This window comes from Streptomyces olindensis (assembly GCF_040645895.1).
Lineage (GTDB): Bacteria > Actinomycetota > Actinomycetes > Streptomycetales > Streptomycetaceae > Streptomyces > Streptomyces olindensis.
Map to the genome: position 1 here is coordinate 97,444 of NZ_JBEYZD010000020.1, position 14,418 is coordinate 111,861.

Sequence of the window (14,418 nt, forward strand, 5' to 3'; positions counted from 1 at the left end):
CCATGAGCACCGCCACCATCACCTCCGGCCGGATCACCCCCGCCTCACCCGACCGCCCCCGGCCCCGCCTCGACTGGCGGCTCCGGTTCGCCGCCCTCTCGCTGATCTGGGGCTTCAGCTTCCTGCTCATCAAGGTGGGCACCGAGGGGTACGCGCCGTTCCAGGTCACGCTCGGCCGCCTGGTGTTCGGCACGGCGGTGCTGGCCGCCGCGATGGCGGTGCGCCGTGAGCGACTGCCGCGCGGGGCGCGCACCTGGGGGCATCTGACGGTCGCCGCGTTCCTGCTCAACGCCCTGCCGTTCTCGCTGTTCGCCTACGCCGAGCTGACCATCCCGTCCACGCTGGCGGGCATCTGCAACGCGACCTCGCCGCTGTGGGGCATGGCGCTGTCCCTGGTCGCCCTGTCGGAGGACCGCCCGACGCGGGTGCGGGTCGCCGGGCTCGGGCTGGGCTTCCTCGGGGTGCTCACGGTGCTGGGCGCCTGGCAGGGCTTCCACGGCCTGGACGCCACGGGCACGGCGCTGGCCCTGCTCGCGTCCCTCAGCTACCCCGTCGGCTGGATCTACGTCCGCCGCACCCTGGCCGGCACCGGCGGTTCGCACCTGTCCATGACCGGCGCGCAGCTGCTGCTCGCGACGGTCCAGCTGGCCGTCGTCACACCGCTGTTCACGACCCTGCCCACCCGGGTGTCCGTCGTGCCGCTGCTGGCGATCGCCGCCCTGGGCGCCCTGGGCACGGGTCTCGCCGTGCTCCTCCAGTACGGCCTGGTCGCCGAGGTCGGCCCGACGACCGCGCAGATGGTCACGTACTTCATCCCGGTCATCGCCACGGCCGCGGGCGTCGCGCTCCTCGGCGAGTCGCTCACCTGGTCGACACCGGTCGGCGCGGTGATCGTGCTGACGGGGGCGGCGCTCACGCAGGTGCGGCCGAAGCCCCGGCGGTCACCTCAGACGTAACCGCGCGCCGGGGCCGGGCCGAGGGCCGAGGCGATCGCGTCGGCCAGCGCCTCGGTCTCGCCCTCGGTGAGCGTCGAGACGGTGACGCGGATGCCGGGCGGCGCGCTCATGCGGAAGCGGGCGCCGGGGGCGACGGCCCAGCCGGCGTGCAGCAGCCGGGCGACGGCACCGGTCTCGTCCGGCACGGGCACCCAGACGTTCATGCCGCTGCGTCCGTGCGCCGCGACACCGCGCCGTTCGAGCGCGCCGATCAGCGCGTCCCGGCGCCGCCCGTACGCCGCCGCCACCTCGGCCGTGTCCACCGCGCCGTCGGCCCACAGCCGCACCAGGGCCCGCTGCGTCAGCCGGCTCACCCAGCCGGGCCCGAGGCGCTGCCGGCCGCGGACCCGGTCGACGGTGACCGCGTCCCCTGTGAGCAGGGCGAGGCGCAGATCGGGTCCGTAGGCCTTGGCGGCCGAGCGGACGAAGGCCCAGTGCCGGGTCGCCCCGGCCAGCGGGTGCAGCGGCACGTCGACGATGCCGTGGCCGTGGTCGTCCTCGATCAGCAGGGCATCCGGGTGCTCGCGGAGCACGGACCGCAGGGCACGCGCGCGTGCGGCGCTCACCGCGGCACCGGTCGGGTTCTGCGCCCGGTCCGTGACGATCACGGCGCGTGCCCCGGCCGCCAGCGCCCGGCGCAGGTCCTCGGCGTACGGGCCCTCGTCGTCGACGCCGACGGGGACGGTCCGCAGGCCGAGCGCCGGCACGAGGTCCAGGGTGCGGCCCCAGCCGGGGTCCTCCACCGCGACGGTGTCGCCGGGCTTGAGATGGGCCGCCAGCACCCGCTCGACGGCGTCGAGCGCCCCGGAGACCACGGCGAGCGGCCCGTCCGGCACCCCGTCGGCGTCGAGACCGGCGCGGGCGATCCGCGCCAGCTGCGGCTCCACCGGAGTCTCCCCGTACATCACGGGCGCCCGGTCGCCCTCGGCGGCGGCCGCCGCGAACGCGCCCGCGAGCGGCGGCAGCAGCGCCGGGTCCGGGTTGCCGTTCGCCACGTCACGCACGCCTTCGGGGACGTCCACCCGGATGTGGTCCCGCCCGGTCGTCGCCGGCGCCGGCCGCACGCGACTGCCGCGCCGGCCTGCGGTCTCGATGACCCCGCGCTCGCGCAGGGTCCGGTACGCGGCCGCGACCGTGTTCGGATTCACTCCCAGATGCTCCGCCAACTCCCGCATCGGTGGCAGCAGTTGACCCGGCCGCAGCTCACCGGCGCCCACCGCCCGCTCGATGCTCGCGGAAATGTCCGCTGCGCGACGCCCACTGATCGGATACTCTCCTAGCACAAAGCCAATTATGCACTAGTGCAATGGAGAGCGCTATGCAGGGGAGCACGCGGACGCCGTCGCAGCCCGCCACCGCCTATACGCCGACCGACCGCACCGTCCCCACGCGCTCGCCGGACCGGGCCTCGTACGACAGGGAGCTGGTGCACGCGATACTCGACGAGGCCTACGTCTGCCACCTCGGCTTCGTCCGCGACGGCGCGCCGGTGGTGCTGCCCACGCTGTACGCCCGGGTCGGCGAGCGGCTCTACGTGCACGGCTCGACGGGCTCGCGCCCGCTGCGGGCGGCCGGCGGGGCCGACCCGGGCCTGCCGGTCTGCCTGACCGTCACGCACGTCGACGGTCTGGTCCTGGCCCGCTCCGCCTTCCACCACTCGATCAACTACCGCTCGGTGGTGGTGCACGGCGTCGCCCGTGACGTGACGGACCCCGAGGAGAAGCGGCAGGCCCTGGACGCGCTGGTCGACCACGTCGTACCGGGCCGTGCCGCCGACTCCCGGCCGGCCAACAAGAAGGAACTGGCCGCCACGGCCGTGCTCCGCCTGGACCTGGACGAGGTCTCCGCCAAGCTGCGCACCGGCGGTGTCAACGACGAGCCGGAGGACCTCGCCCTTCCGCACTGGGCCGGAGTCGTGCCGGTCCGGAAGACCTACGGCACCCCGGTCCCCGACCCCGCTCTGGCCGCGGACACGGCCCTTCCCGACTACCTCCAGGGCAGGTGACCCCTAGGCCCTCTAGGCCCTCTGGGCCCTCTGGGCCCTCTGGGCCCCTTACGGGCGCGGGGAACTGCGCGACCAGCCGACGACAGCCCGCGGCCGCCGTCGTACGCGCACCACCCGCGCCCTGGGCGTCCGCGCCTCCCCCACGGCGAGTCCCGCCACCGACCCCAGCAGCAACAGGGTTCCGGCCACCGTCGCCACCGTCAGCCGCTCACCGAGCAGTACGACGGCCAGCACCGCCGCACTCACCGGCTCCAGCAGCATGATCACCGAGACGGTGGCGGACCGTACGACGGCCGCCCCCGCGAAGTAGAGGCTGTAGGCGAGGGCGGTCGGGACAGCGGCGACGTACGCCAGCAGGACCAGGAGCCGGACCGGTTCCCCGGTGTGCGGCAGGATCCCCTCGGCCAGCGCGAACGGCAACAGGCACAGGCTCGTGACGGCGAACGCCTCGACGGACGTACGGGAGGCGTCGGCCCCGCCGTCGCGCCCCCAGCGCCGAGTGAGCAGCGTCATCGCGCTGTACCCGGCCGCGGACAGCAGCGCCAGCAGCACGCCCGAGGGGCGTACCGCCGTCCCCCCGCCGCCGAGGACGAGCACGGCGAGCCCGGCGAGGGCGCCCAGGACAGCGACCGCCCCGCCCCGGCCCAGACGTTCGGCCAGCGTCAGTCGCGCGCCGAGCGCGATGAGCACGGGCCCGGCGCCCAGCGTGACGACGGTGGCCACGGCGAGGCCGGTGGCCGAGACGGCCGCGAAGTAGGCGGTCTGGAAGACGGCGAGGCCCAGCCCGGTGACCCCGGCGCGCAGCGCCCTGCGGCGGAACGGCTCGCGGGCGGGGCCGCCGGCGCGTGACCGCAGCAGGCGCACGCCGAGCAGCAGGACCAGACCGGCGGCGCAGCGCCAGAAGGACAGGGCGATCGGCCCGAGGTCACTGGCCTGGTAGACCAGGGAGGCGGCCGCGCCCGCGGTGCCCCAGGCGGCACCGGCGACGATCAGACAGAGGAGGCCTCGCCCGATGGGCAGGCCGGAGGCGGTGTTCGACACGTGTTCTCTCCGCAGACGCGCACGACGTACCGCGCCCGAAGGCGTCGGCGGGTGCGCGGAAGTTCGGGAAGGGCCCCGGATCAGCAGGGATCAGCGGGGGCCACGGACTTCGTCTGCGGGCAGCACCGTTCGGCCCGGCGACGACAGCGCCGGGCGCGGTTTCCGGAGGGCCCGCCTCAGGCGGCCGGAGGCGGAAGAACGAGCGCGTTCGAAGGCATGATCGGCACCCTATGCGGTCGTTCCGGGGGTCGACAATTCCCTTTCCGGGCCGCCGCCGGCCACCGGCCGGTCGGAGCCCTTCGCGGGCGTCGAGGACTGCGCGATGAACGCGCCCAGCAGCACGATCACGCCACCGGCGATCTGCGGCGCCGACAGGTGTTCGCCGAGCAGGACCCAGGCCAGGACGGTGGCGATGACCGCTTCGAGGCAGGCCACCACTCCGGCGACCTGCGGGGAGAGCCGGCGCACGGCGAGCACGCCGGTGACGTACGCGACGACCGTGGCGACGAGGACGATCCACGCCAGCAGGACGACGGCCGCGACGGGCGTGCCGTCCAGGTGCGCGGTCCCCTTGAGGACCGACCAGTCCATGGTCCAGGGCCGGGCGACGACGGTCAGCACGCCCGCGCCGACGAGCAGGCCGTAGGCGATCACGCCGAGCGGGTCGGGCGCCTCCTCGCCGGCGTCGCTGCCCTGGTCGGACAGGACGAAGTAGCCGACCTGGCAGCAGGCCGCGCCGAGCGCGAGCAGCAGCCCCAGGGCATCGAAGCCGAGGCCCGACCACACCTCGACGACACACGCGAGTCCGCCGACGGCGAGCACGACGCCGACGGCCGCCGCACGCGTCACGGGCCGCCGCTGCACGAACCGTACCCAGCCGAGCACGAGGGCGGGAGCCAGGTACTCGATGAGCAGGGCCACGCCGACGGGGATGCGGGAGAGCGCGGCGAAGTAGCAGGCCTGGACACCGGCGACGGCCAGCAGGCCGAATCCGGCGAGCAGTCCGGGGCGGCGGCGCAGCAGCGCGCGGTGGCGGACGGCGAGCGGCAGCATCACCAGGGCCGCCCCGGCCACCCTCAGCCACACCACGTGCAGCGGGTCCAGGCCGGCCTCGATCAGCGGTTTGGCGGCGACCCCGGATCCGCCGAAGGCGACCGCGGACAGGATCGCGAGGCCGAGCCCCACGCCCTTGCCGCGCCTGCTCGGACTGCTGTCAGACGTACGCACCGGCACATGATGTCAGGCCCCGACAGGAGCGTCACCCCCTTTGGCACCTGTCTCACTGCCTGGACGGGACACAGTGGCCGGTCACAGGGCGGTTTCGCCGCCGCCGACGCACTCCTGGGGCCGGCCGGAGCGCCGGTCGAGCCGGGCGAGCACCTCGTGCGCGTCGATCCCGGCGCGTTCGAGCACCTCGACCGCCCGCGCCTGCGGGTCGACGACGATCGCCGCGAGCAGGTCGGCACCGCGGGCCGGTCCGCCGTGCCGCACGGCGCGTGCGCGGGCGTACTTCATCGACGCCGCGGCCAGCGGCGAGAAGCCCGTGGCCTCCGTGACCACGGGGACGGCGCCGGAGTCCTCGACACCGCTCTGCCAGCGCAGGCCGTAGCCGATGCTGCGCTGGACGAGGTAGCCGAGCAGTCGCGCGATGCGCGGTCCGTCACCGAGGGCGGCGCGCACCTCGGGGTCGGACTCCAGCAGCGAGTGGAGCAGATGGGCCGTGTCGATCTGCCGGTCCCCGTCCCGGACCGCCCTGCGGCGGGCACCGGCGACCATCGAGGCCAGCTCGTCACTGAGCCCGGCATCGTGCTCTGCGCGGTGGACGCCGTGCTCATGGGCCGACTGCCGGGGGATACGGGGTTGCACATCCCCTACCCCATCAGTCCCGCGCGCCCGGGTCATCCTCGGAGCGGAGCATCTTCGCGTCCCACGGGAAGTGGACTCCGCCGACCGGAATCTCCTCCTTGCGGAGGACATCAGGCTGTTTCGTACGGAGGACGCACCGGTTCTGACAGTTCGTCAGCATTGAACATTGCGGCCGCCCCGGCTACGTTCCGCGACATCCAGCCCGACTCGAAGAGGTGGTCGCATGACCGAAGTCAGCGCGGAGTCACGCATCGGGGCGCCGGCCGAGAAGGTGTGGGCCCGGCTCACGGACTGGTCCGGGTACGGCGAGTGGAACACGACCCACACCGGTTTCCCGTCGGGCGGCCCCGAGCCCCTCGAAGTGGGCGCGACCTTCCGGGAGACCATGCGGCTGATGAACTTCCCGGCCGAGGTGGACTGGACCGTCGAGGAGCTGGAACCGGCCCGGGTCCTCGCCATCCGCGGCAAGGGCCCGATGGCCGTGACCGTGACGACGCGGTACACGCTCACCCCCGAGGGCGACGCGACGAGGGTCCGGATCGACGGCACGTTCACGGGCGCGACGGTGTCCCTGATGGCGGGCAAACTCAAGGACTCGGCCACGGCGGCCCTCGAGGAGTCGCTGCGCAGGCTGGACGGGCTCGTGACCTGACGCCTGACACCTAACGCCTGATACCTGACGCTTGACGCCTGACGCCTGACGCCTGACGCCTGACGCCTGACGCCTGACGCCCGAGAACGCCGGAGCGCCCCCCGGATCACTCCGAGGGGCGCCCGTGCGTCCGGCAGCCGGACCCTCAGTCCTCGTCGGCGAGGATCAGGTACAGCTTCTTGCGCGCTTCGTTGATGACGCCGAGCGCCTTCTCCCGCTGCTCCTTGCTGCCGGTCTTCCAGACCTGGCCGAAGGCCTCCATCAGACCGAAGCCGGCCTGGCGGATCTCGCCGAGGGCCTCCCAGTCGACCCCCCGGGAGGCCTCCTCCCAGGGCGCCTCGGGCCCCTCGTCGGCCGCGGCACGGCCCGCCTCGGTGAGCGAGAACAGCTTCTTGCCGCCCTCGGACTCACTCGCGATCAGGCCTTCGTCCTCCAGCAACTGGAGGGTCGGGTACACCGAGCCGGGGCTGGGCTTCCACGCCCCGCCGCTGCGCTCGGCGATCTCCTGGATCATCTCGTAGCCGTGCATCGGCCGGTCCTTCAGCAGGGCCAGGATCGAGGCCCGTACGTCACCGCGCCGCGCCCTTCCCCTGGGCCCACCGCGCCCTCGTCCACCCCAGGGGCCCGGACCGAAGCCGGGACCACCGGGCCCGCCCCAGCCGGGGCCGCCCGGGCCGAAGGGACCGAAGGCCGCCCGCAGCCCCTCGAAGCCGCCCCGACCGTGCCGCGGTCCACCGTGGCCGTGTCCGTGCTCGAAACCATGGGTACGCATCGCAACCACTCTCCATTCCATCGTTGATCTGTCGCGATGCTTCAACGATATATCGGAACAGTTCGCGTGACAAGGCCCTTCCCGTCCGTGATGTACTGCCGGTCATGCCGTTGCTGCTGCTCGACCTCGACAACACCCTCGTCGACCGTGACGCGGCCTTCCGCACCGCCGTCGCCGCCTTCCTCGCCGAACACGGCCTGCCCGCCTCCGACCTGGCACCGGTGATGGAGATCGACGCGAGCGGCTACACCCCGCGACAGGACGTGGCCGAGGCCCTGACCGACCGGTACGGCGACAAGGTGCCCGCCGCGGCGATCCGTGCCTTCCTCGACCGCGGCGCCGCCGAGTACGTCGTCCTGGCGCCCGCCACCCGTGAGGCACTGGGCGCGGCCCGGGCGGGCGGCTGGACGTGCGTCATCGTCACCAACGGCCGTGTCACCCAGCAGGAAGCGAAGATCCGCGTCACCGGGCTCGACCGACTCGTCCGGGGCTGGGTCGTCTCCGAAGCCGTCGGCCACAAGAAGCCGGCCCCGGAGATCTTCCGGGCGGCCGCCGATGCCGTCGGTGTCCCCCTCCCGGGCGCGTGGGTCATCGGGGATTCCCCCCACGCCGACATCGCGGGCGCCGGCGCGCTCGGGCTCCAGAGCGTGTGGGTGGCGGACGGACGCGCCTGGACCCAGGACGCCTACCGCCCCACCTATGTCGCCGACGACGTCGCCTCCGCGATCGGCCTCGTCATCGGGACGCCGGAACAGGGCTGACGCGGGCGGAATCGGGCCAGCACTCGTGAATTGGCCTTGGTTCACGGCTCCGTGGAGCCCCTAGCGTCGGGGCATGCGGATCCGAATCGTCGACGCCTTCACCGATCGCCCCTTCTCCGGCAACCCGGCCGGTGTCCTCCTCCTGAACGGCGCGGACGCCTTCCCGGACGACACCTGGCTGCAGAACGTCGCCCTGGAGGTCAACCACGCCGAGACGGCCTTCGCCCACCCCCTCCCCGAGGGCGGCGAGGCCGACTGGGCCCTGCGCTGGTTCACCCCGGCCACCGAGGTCGCGATGTGCGGCCACGCGACCCTGGCCACCGCCCACGTCCTGCACACCACCGGCGTCCACGAGGGCCCGGTGCGCTTCGCCACCCGCAGCGGCGTCCTCGTCGCCACGCCCGCCGCCGACGGCTCCGTCACGCTGGACTTCCCGACCGCCCCGCTCACCCCGGTCGACCCGCCCGCCGGCCTCGCCGAGGCCCTGGGCACCGAACCGCTGACGGTCCTCGACACCGGCCCGAACGTCGGCGACCTGCTGGTCGAGGTCGCCGACGAGAAGACGGTGCACGCCCTGCGCCCCGACCTGAAGGCCCTCGCCGCCCACTCCGAGCGCGGCGTCATCGCCACCGCCCGCGCCGAGGACCCGGCCCGGGGCTACGACTTCGTCTCCCGCTGCTTCTTCCCGAACGTCGGCATCGACGAGGACCCGGTGACCGGCAGCGCCCACACCGCCCTCGCCCCGTTCTGGTCCGAGCGCCTGGGGCGCCCCGGGCTCACCGGTCTCCAGGCCTCGTCCCGCTCCGGCCGTGTCCGCACGGAGCTGCGCGGCGACCGCACCCTGCTGGCCGGCAGGGCGGTCACGGTCATCGAGGGCGAGCTGCTCGCCTGAGAACGGACGCAGGGGCGTACGACACCGCCGTACGCCCCTCGCCCTGTCTCGTCCGTACGCCCACCCCTGTCGCGTCAGGCCGTCGGCAGCCACCCCACCTTGCCCGCCAGCAGCGCGTAGCCCACGAACGCCCCGATGTCGAGCAGCGAGTGGGCCACCACGAGCGGGCCGACGCGGCCCCAGCGGCGGTAGAGGTAGACGAAGACGACGCCCATGACCATGTTGCCGATGAAGCCGCCGATGCCCTGGTAGAGGTGGTACGAGCCGCGCAGTACGGAGCTGCCCACCAGCGCGGCCGTCGGCGTCCAGCCCAGCTGCCCCATGCGGCGCAGCAGGTAGCCGACGACGATCACTTCCTCCAGTACGGCGTTCTGGATCGCCGAGAGGATCAGCACCGGGTACTTCCACCACACGCCGGGCAGCGCCTCGGGCACCACGGTGAGGTTGAAGCCGAGGCCGCGGGCCGCCAGGTAGAAGGCGATGCCCGTGCTGCCGATGACCGCCGCGATCGCCGCTCCCCGGCCGAGGTCGGGCCAGGGGCGGGTGCGGTCGAAGCCGAGGGTGCGCAGGCTCGCGCCCTCGCGCAGCAGGAAGTGCGCGACGAGCAGGACGGGCACCAGCGCCGTGGCGATGCCGAAGAGCTGCCAGGCCAGGTCGAGCCAGGGGCGACCGGGCGCGGCCGAGGCGTTCATCGTGGCCGCCTGGTCCTTGAGCCCGCCCGGCTTGGTGACCGATCCGATGAAGCTGATCAGCGCGGACACCCCGCTCGCCCCCAGCGACAGCGCGAGGACGAGCAGCGTCTCGTTGCGGAGCATCCGCCGTGAGAGCCCCTGCTGGGGAATGGGATCGCCCGCCGGGCTCGCCTCCGCCTGCACACCTGCCTCCACTTCACCGACGTGTTGGATCAGTATGGCGGCAGCGGCCGGCCGTCCCACAGGGGCCTCAGCCCAGCGACACCGGCTCCGGCAGCCCCACCGGCCAGCTGTGCACCGGATCCCCCTTGTGCATCAGCTCGCGGTAGCGCCGGGTCGTGGCAGCCAGCGCCTCTTCCCTGGTGAGGCCCGTGTCCAGGGCCTTGTGGAAGGTGGCGGCCTGCCAGCTCGCCCCGTTCACCCTGCGCCGGCAGCGTTCCTCGATCACGCCCAGGTACAGGTCGCGGTCGGCGGGCTCGACGCCCCAGGCGTCCAGTCCGGCCTCGGCGAGCGGGAGGAGTTCGTCGCGGATCAGGTTCACCGCGTCGACCTGGACGGTGCCGCCGTACCGGCCGCGCCGGGGCCAGGTGAAGCGGGCGTCGATGCCGTCCTTGCACGCGGCGTCGAAGTTGGCGGCCGCCGCCTCGAACGGCAGCCGGGTCCAGACCGGCCTGGCCTCCTCGGCGAGGGCGCGGACGACGCCGTAGTAGAACGCCGCGTTGGCGATGACGTCGGTGACGGTGGGCCCGGCGGGCAGGACGCGGTTCTCCACGCGCAGGTGCGGGACGCCGTCGGCGATGCCGTAGACCGGGCGGTTCCAGCGGTAGATCGTGCCGTTGTGCAGCACGAGCTCGGCGAGCGTCGGGGTGCCGCCCCGGTCGAGCACCTCGATCGGGTCCTCGTCGTCGCAGATCGGCAGCAGCGCCGGGTAGTAGCGCAGGTTCTCCTCGAAGAGGTCGTACGCCGAGGTCACCCAGCGCTCCCCGAACCAGGTGCGGGGCCGGACGCCCTGGGCCTGGAGTTCGGGCGGGCGGGTGTCGGTGGACTGCTGGAAGAGCGGGGGCCGCGACTCGCGCCACAGCTCGCGGCCGAACAGGAAGGGCGAGTTGGCGCCGACGGCGATCTGCGCGGCGGCGACCGCCTGGGCCGCGTTCCACACGTCGGCGAACCGGGCCGGGGTGACCTGGAGGTGCAGCTGCACGGAGGTGCAGGCGGCCTCCGGGGCGATGGACTTCGAGGTGCAGGAGAGGTGCTCCACGCCGGCGATGTCGAGGGTGAACTCCTCACCGCGGGCGGCCACGATCTGGTCGTTGAGGAGGGTGTACCGGTCGACGTCGGAGAGGTTCGACGACACCAGGTCGTCACGGTCGAGCGTCGGCAGAATGCCGATCATCACGATTCCCGCGTCGACTTCACCGGCTTTTCGGTCGGCATATGCCAGTGACGTACGGAGTTCCTCCGCGAGCCGATCGAATACCCGGCCACCCAGCCGATGTGGAGGAATGTTGACTTCCAGGTTGAACATGGCGAGTTCTGTTTGGAAGTCGCGGCTCGCGATGCGTTCCAGGACTTGCCCATTCAACATTTTCGGCAGGCCGTCGGCGCCCGCGAGATTCAATTCGATCTCCAGCCCCATGAGGTTCTTCGGGCGATCGAACCGCTTCTCCGCCAGGAGTCGCTCCAAGCCCGTCAGGCACCGGCGGAGCTTGTCGCGGTAGCGCTGGCGATCGGACAGGTCGAACCGGCCTGCCACGACCTTCTCCCCCATCGATGCGTCCCTCCTCGGATGATGCGGGCCGAAGACCCGGCCGCCGGGGTCCCGGTCAGGTGGAGGATGCCCAGCGAAAGCGATCGATAACGTCCCGGACGGGCCCGTCGGCCGCTACGCTGGTCATGTGTGACCGGTGGCACATTCCCTCGACATGAAGCGAGGCACCGGTTTCGGGTGGTGCGGACACTCGTGAAAAACGCCGACGAGAATGGGCCGACCGGGTCGCGGACATGCGCCGAGGTCACCGCCACACACCCCCGCATGGAATCGGGATAATTCTCGCGTATCGCCGACCGAATGTACCCTTGTTCTACTCACCGGAAACGGCTAGACGAAACACAGTCTGAACCCGTGTCGTATAAACTCCGCGAACAAGGCAGAAGGTTGGCGCCCACGGTCGATGGGTCATGCCGTCAAGGCGATGTACGGCGGACTCCACCCCCCTCTCGTTCTCAAGACCCCGGCCCCTGCCTCTCTGACCTCCCGTGAGCAGACAGCGCCGTCCGCCCCCGCCCTCGCGCCACCGTGCCTTTGAATGAGAGGCGACCCACCATGCCGCTGCATGTCCCCCCGGCTCCCGCGCCCGCACTCCGTTCCGTCCTGACTGCGCTCTCCTCTCCCACCGCGGTCCGCGAAGCCCGAACTCCCGCCCTGCTCGGCGCCCAGGGGCCCGCCACGCCCGAGCTGCCCCTGCCCGTCCACGTCCTCGACGCGGTCACGGCCGAGGGCGTGCCGGTCACGCGGCTGGCCGGGTGGCGCTTCCTGATCCGCTGCGGCGACCGTGCCCTGGCCGCGGCGGAGACCATGCTGACCGCCGACGGCTGGGCCTTCTCCCACTTCTTCGAGGGCCCGTACATCACCTCGACCGAGCGCGCCCTGCGCCAGGCCGAGACGATGGCGCAGCCCTACCAGCCCCGCCTGCTGTCGGTGCCCGGCCTGTACATGCTGACGCTCTGGCTGCACGAGGACTGCACCGCCGACGGCGCCGTCGGCCACCCCGCCGCCACCGACCTGCTCGTCCCGCTGGCCCCCGCGCCTCCCGGCATCGCGGCCCACCGCCCGCACCGCGTCGCCGAACTCCTCCCGGTGCTGACCCACCGGGCGACTCCCACGCGCCTGCTCGGCTCACCCGCCTGAAACGTCGCGAAGTCCCCCTGCGCCCCGCCGCCGGAATTCCCGGCGGCGGGGCCGTCTTATTTCTCGCTCGAAAGAGCACCTAATAGCTCGTACGAGCCCGATGAGGTGGTCACCCCGACTGGACTAGCCCCATCCGGCCACCGAGAACCACCCGAAGAGACAGTCCAGTTGGGATGAACCGTCCGCGCGGGTGACGCGTCCTGAACCAGTGAGTAGCGGTGCTGCGAAATCCCTGCGGATCGACGCCCGTGGGGCAACACTGGGTTCCGACGACTTATCACGGGGGGCGGCCATGAACGAGACTTCCAGCCGCGGAACGAACACGACAGCAGACTCAGTCACCTCATCCACGACGACAGACCGAGAGATCCCCACCATGTGCCAGCACCAGACACCGTGCCCTTCCGCCGACTCCGCCGACCGGGAATCCGCCCGCCTCGTGGCGCACCACCCGGAGCAGGGGTGGAGCCTGCTGTGCAACGGCGTGGTGCTCTTCGAGGACACCGGTGAGCTCCTGCCGGACGGCCGGATCATCGCCCCGCACCGCCCGCCGGCCGACAGCCAGGTGGTCACGGCGGCCTGAGGGCCGTGGGCGGGGTGACGCTGACGCTCCGCCCGCAGACATGAGGGGCCGGCCGCAGGACCTCCTGCGCACCGGCCCCGACGCGTGTCCGGGCACCGTCACTCCCCGTCATCGCCCGCGACGCCCCGTTCACCGCTCGTGCGCCTTCCCACGGGTGCCCGTTTTCCGGAAGACTCCTGGAAGCTTCGCGGTCACCGTCGACGGAAGGTGGGGCAAGTGGCAGCACGTGAGGCCGACGCGGAGGGCAGGGTCACGATCACGGAGATCGCCCGGCAGGCCGGCGTGTCCGTCCCGACCGTGTCCCGCGTCGTCAACGGCCGGTCGGACGTGTCGCCGCAGACCCGGGCCCGGGTCGAGGACCTGCTGCGCCGGCACGGCTACCGCAAGCGCCCCGCGTCCTCCGGCACCCGCGCCGCCCTGCTCGACCTGGTCTTCAACAACCTGGACAGCCCCTGGGCCGTGGAGATCATCCGCGGGGTGGAGGAGGTCGCGCACGCCGCCGGGGTCGGCACGGTGGTGTCGGCCATCCACGGACGGTCGGGCGACGCCCGCGAATGGATGCGCAACCTCCGGGCCCGCGCCTCGGACGGCGTCATCCTGGTCACCTCGGCGTTGGAACCGATGCTGCACGAGGAGCTGCGGATCCTCGGCGTGCCGCTGGTGGTCGTCGACCCTGCGGGCTCCCCCGCCCTGGACGCACCCACGATCGGCGCCGCCAACTGGTCGGGCGGCATGGCGGCCACCGCGCACCTGCTGTCGCTGGGCCACCGCCGGATCGGCCTGATCGCCGGTCCGCCGCGCCTGCTGTGTTCCCGGGCGAGGCTGGACGGCTACCGTGCCGCGCTGGAGGGCGCCGGCATCGCCGTGGACGAGTCCCTCGTCGTCCCCGGCGACTTCCGTCCCGAGTCCGGCTTCGCCGCCTGCAACGCCCTGCTCGACCTGCCCGAGCCGCCGACCGCCGTGTTCGCGGCCAGCGACCAGATGGCACTCGGCGCGATCGAGGCACTGCGCCGGCGCGGGCTGCGGGTGCCGCAGGACATGAGCGTGGTGGGTTTCGACGACCTTCCGGAAGTCCGCTGGTCGGCTCCGCCGCTGACCACGGTCCGCCAGCCCCTGGCCGACATGGGCAAGCTGGCCGTCCGCACGGTCCTCCGCCTCACCCGCGACGAGCAGCCGGACTCACCGCGGGTGGAGCTGGGCACCGACCTGGTGGTACGGGCGAGCACGGCACCCCCGGCACCCCGGAACTGA

15 protein-coding genes are annotated in these 14,418 nt (G+C 72.9%); 8 read left to right on the plus strand and 7 right to left on the minus strand.

The window, feature by feature from the left end; translation table 11 throughout:
- The first annotated feature begins 2 nt into the window (after positions 1-2).
- Complete coding sequence (locus ABZ948_RS15615) at positions 3-956, plus strand: DMT family transporter (protein WP_359759794.1); 954 nt, start codon at positions 3-5, stop codon at positions 954-956.
- Here the strand turns inward: ABZ948_RS15615 and ABZ948_RS15620 are convergent.
- On the minus strand, positions 947-2,278 hold the full coding sequence (locus ABZ948_RS15620; protein WP_359759796.1) for an aminotransferase class I/II-fold pyridoxal phosphate-dependent enzyme: 1,332 nt from the start codon (positions 2,276-2,278) through the stop codon (positions 947-949). The two genes, ABZ948_RS15615 and ABZ948_RS15620, sit on opposite strands and share 10 nt — an antisense overlap.
- Positions 2,279-2,313: 35 nt before the next feature.
- Between ABZ948_RS15620 and ABZ948_RS15625 the strand changes: the two genes are divergently transcribed.
- Positions 2,314-3,000, plus strand: coding sequence for a pyridoxamine 5'-phosphate oxidase family protein (locus ABZ948_RS15625; RefSeq protein WP_359759798.1), 687 nt, complete (start codon positions 2,314-2,316; stop codon positions 2,998-3,000).
- A 48-nt stretch (positions 3,001-3,048) separates the two neighbouring features.
- On the opposite strand, the gene ABZ948_RS15630 is transcribed toward ABZ948_RS15625, so the two are convergent.
- From ABZ948_RS15630 to ABZ948_RS15640, 3 genes are all read right to left on the minus strand, one after another.
- Entirely contained in the window at positions 3,049-4,041 is a 993-nt protein-coding gene (locus ABZ948_RS15630) for a DMT family transporter (RefSeq protein WP_359759800.1), read from the minus strand.
- A 228-nt stretch (positions 4,042-4,269) separates the two neighbouring features.
- Positions 4,270-5,274 carry an EamA family transporter gene (locus ABZ948_RS15635; RefSeq protein WP_359759802.1) on the minus strand — a complete coding sequence of 335 codons (1,005 nt, stop codon included), beginning with the start codon at positions 5,272-5,274 and terminating at the stop codon, positions 4,270-4,272.
- 75 nt (positions 5,275-5,349) lie between these two features.
- The gene (locus tag ABZ948_RS15640; RefSeq protein WP_359759804.1) at positions 5,350-5,907 is read right to left on the minus strand and encodes a Clp protease N-terminal domain-containing protein; all 558 of its coding nucleotides are present in this window, start codon (positions 5,905-5,907) and stop codon (positions 5,350-5,352) included.
- 223 nt (positions 5,908-6,130) lie between these two features.
- Between ABZ948_RS15640 and ABZ948_RS15645 the strand changes: the two genes are divergently transcribed.
- Entirely contained in the window at positions 6,131-6,559 is a 429-nt protein-coding gene (locus ABZ948_RS15645) for a type II toxin-antitoxin system Rv0910 family toxin (protein WP_359759806.1), read from the plus strand.
- 145 nt (positions 6,560-6,704) lie between these two features.
- Here the strand turns inward: ABZ948_RS15645 and ABZ948_RS15650 are convergent, their stop codons facing one another.
- Complete coding sequence (locus ABZ948_RS15650; protein ID WP_359759807.1) at positions 6,705-7,331, minus strand: PadR family transcriptional regulator; 627 nt, start codon at positions 7,329-7,331, stop codon at positions 6,705-6,707.
- Positions 7,332-7,435: 104 nt separating this feature from the next.
- On the opposite strand from ABZ948_RS15650, the gene ABZ948_RS15655 reads away from it, so the two are divergent.
- Both ABZ948_RS15655 and ABZ948_RS15660 read left to right on the plus strand, forming a co-directional pair.
- Positions 7,436-8,092, plus strand: a complete 657-nt coding sequence (locus tag ABZ948_RS15655) for an HAD family hydrolase (protein WP_359759809.1) — start codon at positions 7,436-7,438, stop codon at positions 8,090-8,092.
- A 73-nt stretch (positions 8,093-8,165) separates the two neighbouring features.
- Complete coding sequence (locus tag ABZ948_RS15660; RefSeq protein ID WP_359759811.1) at positions 8,166-8,984, plus strand: PhzF family phenazine biosynthesis protein; 819 nt, start codon at positions 8,166-8,168, stop codon at positions 8,982-8,984.
- Between the two features lie 74 nt (positions 8,985-9,058).
- On the opposite strand, the gene ABZ948_RS15665 is transcribed toward ABZ948_RS15660, so the two are convergent.
- The gene (locus ABZ948_RS15665) at positions 9,059-9,799 is read right to left on the minus strand and encodes a CPBP family intramembrane glutamic endopeptidase (RefSeq protein ID WP_359759813.1); all 741 of its coding nucleotides are present in this window, start codon (positions 9,797-9,799) and stop codon (positions 9,059-9,061) included.
- Positions 9,800-9,926: 127 nt separating this feature from the next.
- The gene (locus tag ABZ948_RS15670; protein ID WP_359759815.1) at positions 9,927-11,444 is read right to left on the minus strand and encodes a glutamate-cysteine ligase family protein; all 1,518 of its coding nucleotides are present in this window, start codon (positions 11,442-11,444) and stop codon (positions 9,927-9,929) included.
- 555 nt (positions 11,445-11,999) lie between these two features.
- Between ABZ948_RS15670 and ABZ948_RS15675 the strand changes: the two genes are divergently transcribed.
- The 3 genes from ABZ948_RS15675 to ABZ948_RS15685 all read left to right on the plus strand — a co-directional run bounded on the left by ABZ948_RS15675 (position 12,000) and on the right by ABZ948_RS15685 (position 14,418).
- A complete protein-coding gene (locus tag ABZ948_RS15675; protein ID WP_037768402.1) occupies positions 12,000-12,584 on the plus strand; it encodes a hypothetical protein in 585 nt (194 codons plus the stop codon).
- 376 nt (positions 12,585-12,960) lie between these two features.
- The gene (locus tag ABZ948_RS15680; RefSeq protein ID WP_359759817.1) at positions 12,961-13,167 is read left to right on the plus strand and encodes a DUF5999 family protein; all 207 of its coding nucleotides are present in this window, start codon (positions 12,961-12,963) and stop codon (positions 13,165-13,167) included.
- 216 nt (positions 13,168-13,383) lie between these two features.
- On the plus strand, positions 13,384-14,418 hold the full coding sequence (locus tag ABZ948_RS15685) for a LacI family DNA-binding transcriptional regulator (RefSeq protein ID WP_359759819.1): 1,035 nt from the start codon (positions 13,384-13,386) through the stop codon (positions 14,416-14,418).

What these genes read in the sequence shown, in the direction of transcription:
- ABZ948_RS15680 (WP_359759817.1), top strand. Translation starts at nt 12,961, where the DNA reads ATGTGCCAGCACCAGACACCGTGCCCTTCCGCCGACTCCGCCGACCGG.
- ABZ948_RS15650 (WP_359759807.1), bottom strand. Translation starts at nt 7,331, where the DNA reads ATGCGTACCCATGGTTTCGAGCACGGACACGGCCACGGTGGACCGCGG.
- ABZ948_RS15660 (WP_359759811.1), top strand. Translation starts at nt 8,166, where the DNA reads ATGCGGATCCGAATCGTCGACGCCTTCACCGATCGCCCCTTCTCCGGC.
- ABZ948_RS15625 (WP_359759798.1), top strand. Translation starts at nt 2,314, where the DNA reads ATGCAGGGGAGCACGCGGACGCCGTCGCAGCCCGCCACCGCCTATACG.
- ABZ948_RS15675 (WP_037768402.1), top strand. Translation starts at nt 12,000, where the DNA reads ATGCCGCTGCATGTCCCCCCGGCTCCCGCGCCCGCACTCCGTTCCGTC.
- ABZ948_RS15665 (WP_359759813.1), bottom strand. Translation starts at nt 9,799, where the DNA reads ATGCTCCGCAACGAGACGCTGCTCGTCCTCGCGCTGTCGCTGGGGGCG.
- ABZ948_RS15655 (WP_359759809.1), top strand. Translation starts at nt 7,436, where the DNA reads ATGCCGTTGCTGCTGCTCGACCTCGACAACACCCTCGTCGACCGTGAC.
- ABZ948_RS15615 (WP_359759794.1), top strand. Translation starts at nt 3, where the DNA reads ATGAGCACCGCCACCATCACCTCCGGCCGGATCACCCCCGCCTCACCC.
- ABZ948_RS15670 (WP_359759815.1), bottom strand. Translation starts at nt 11,444, where the DNA reads ATGGGGGAGAAGGTCGTGGCAGGCCGGTTCGACCTGTCCGATCGCCAG.
- ABZ948_RS15645 (WP_359759806.1), top strand. Translation starts at nt 6,131, where the DNA reads ATGACCGAAGTCAGCGCGGAGTCACGCATCGGGGCGCCGGCCGAGAAG.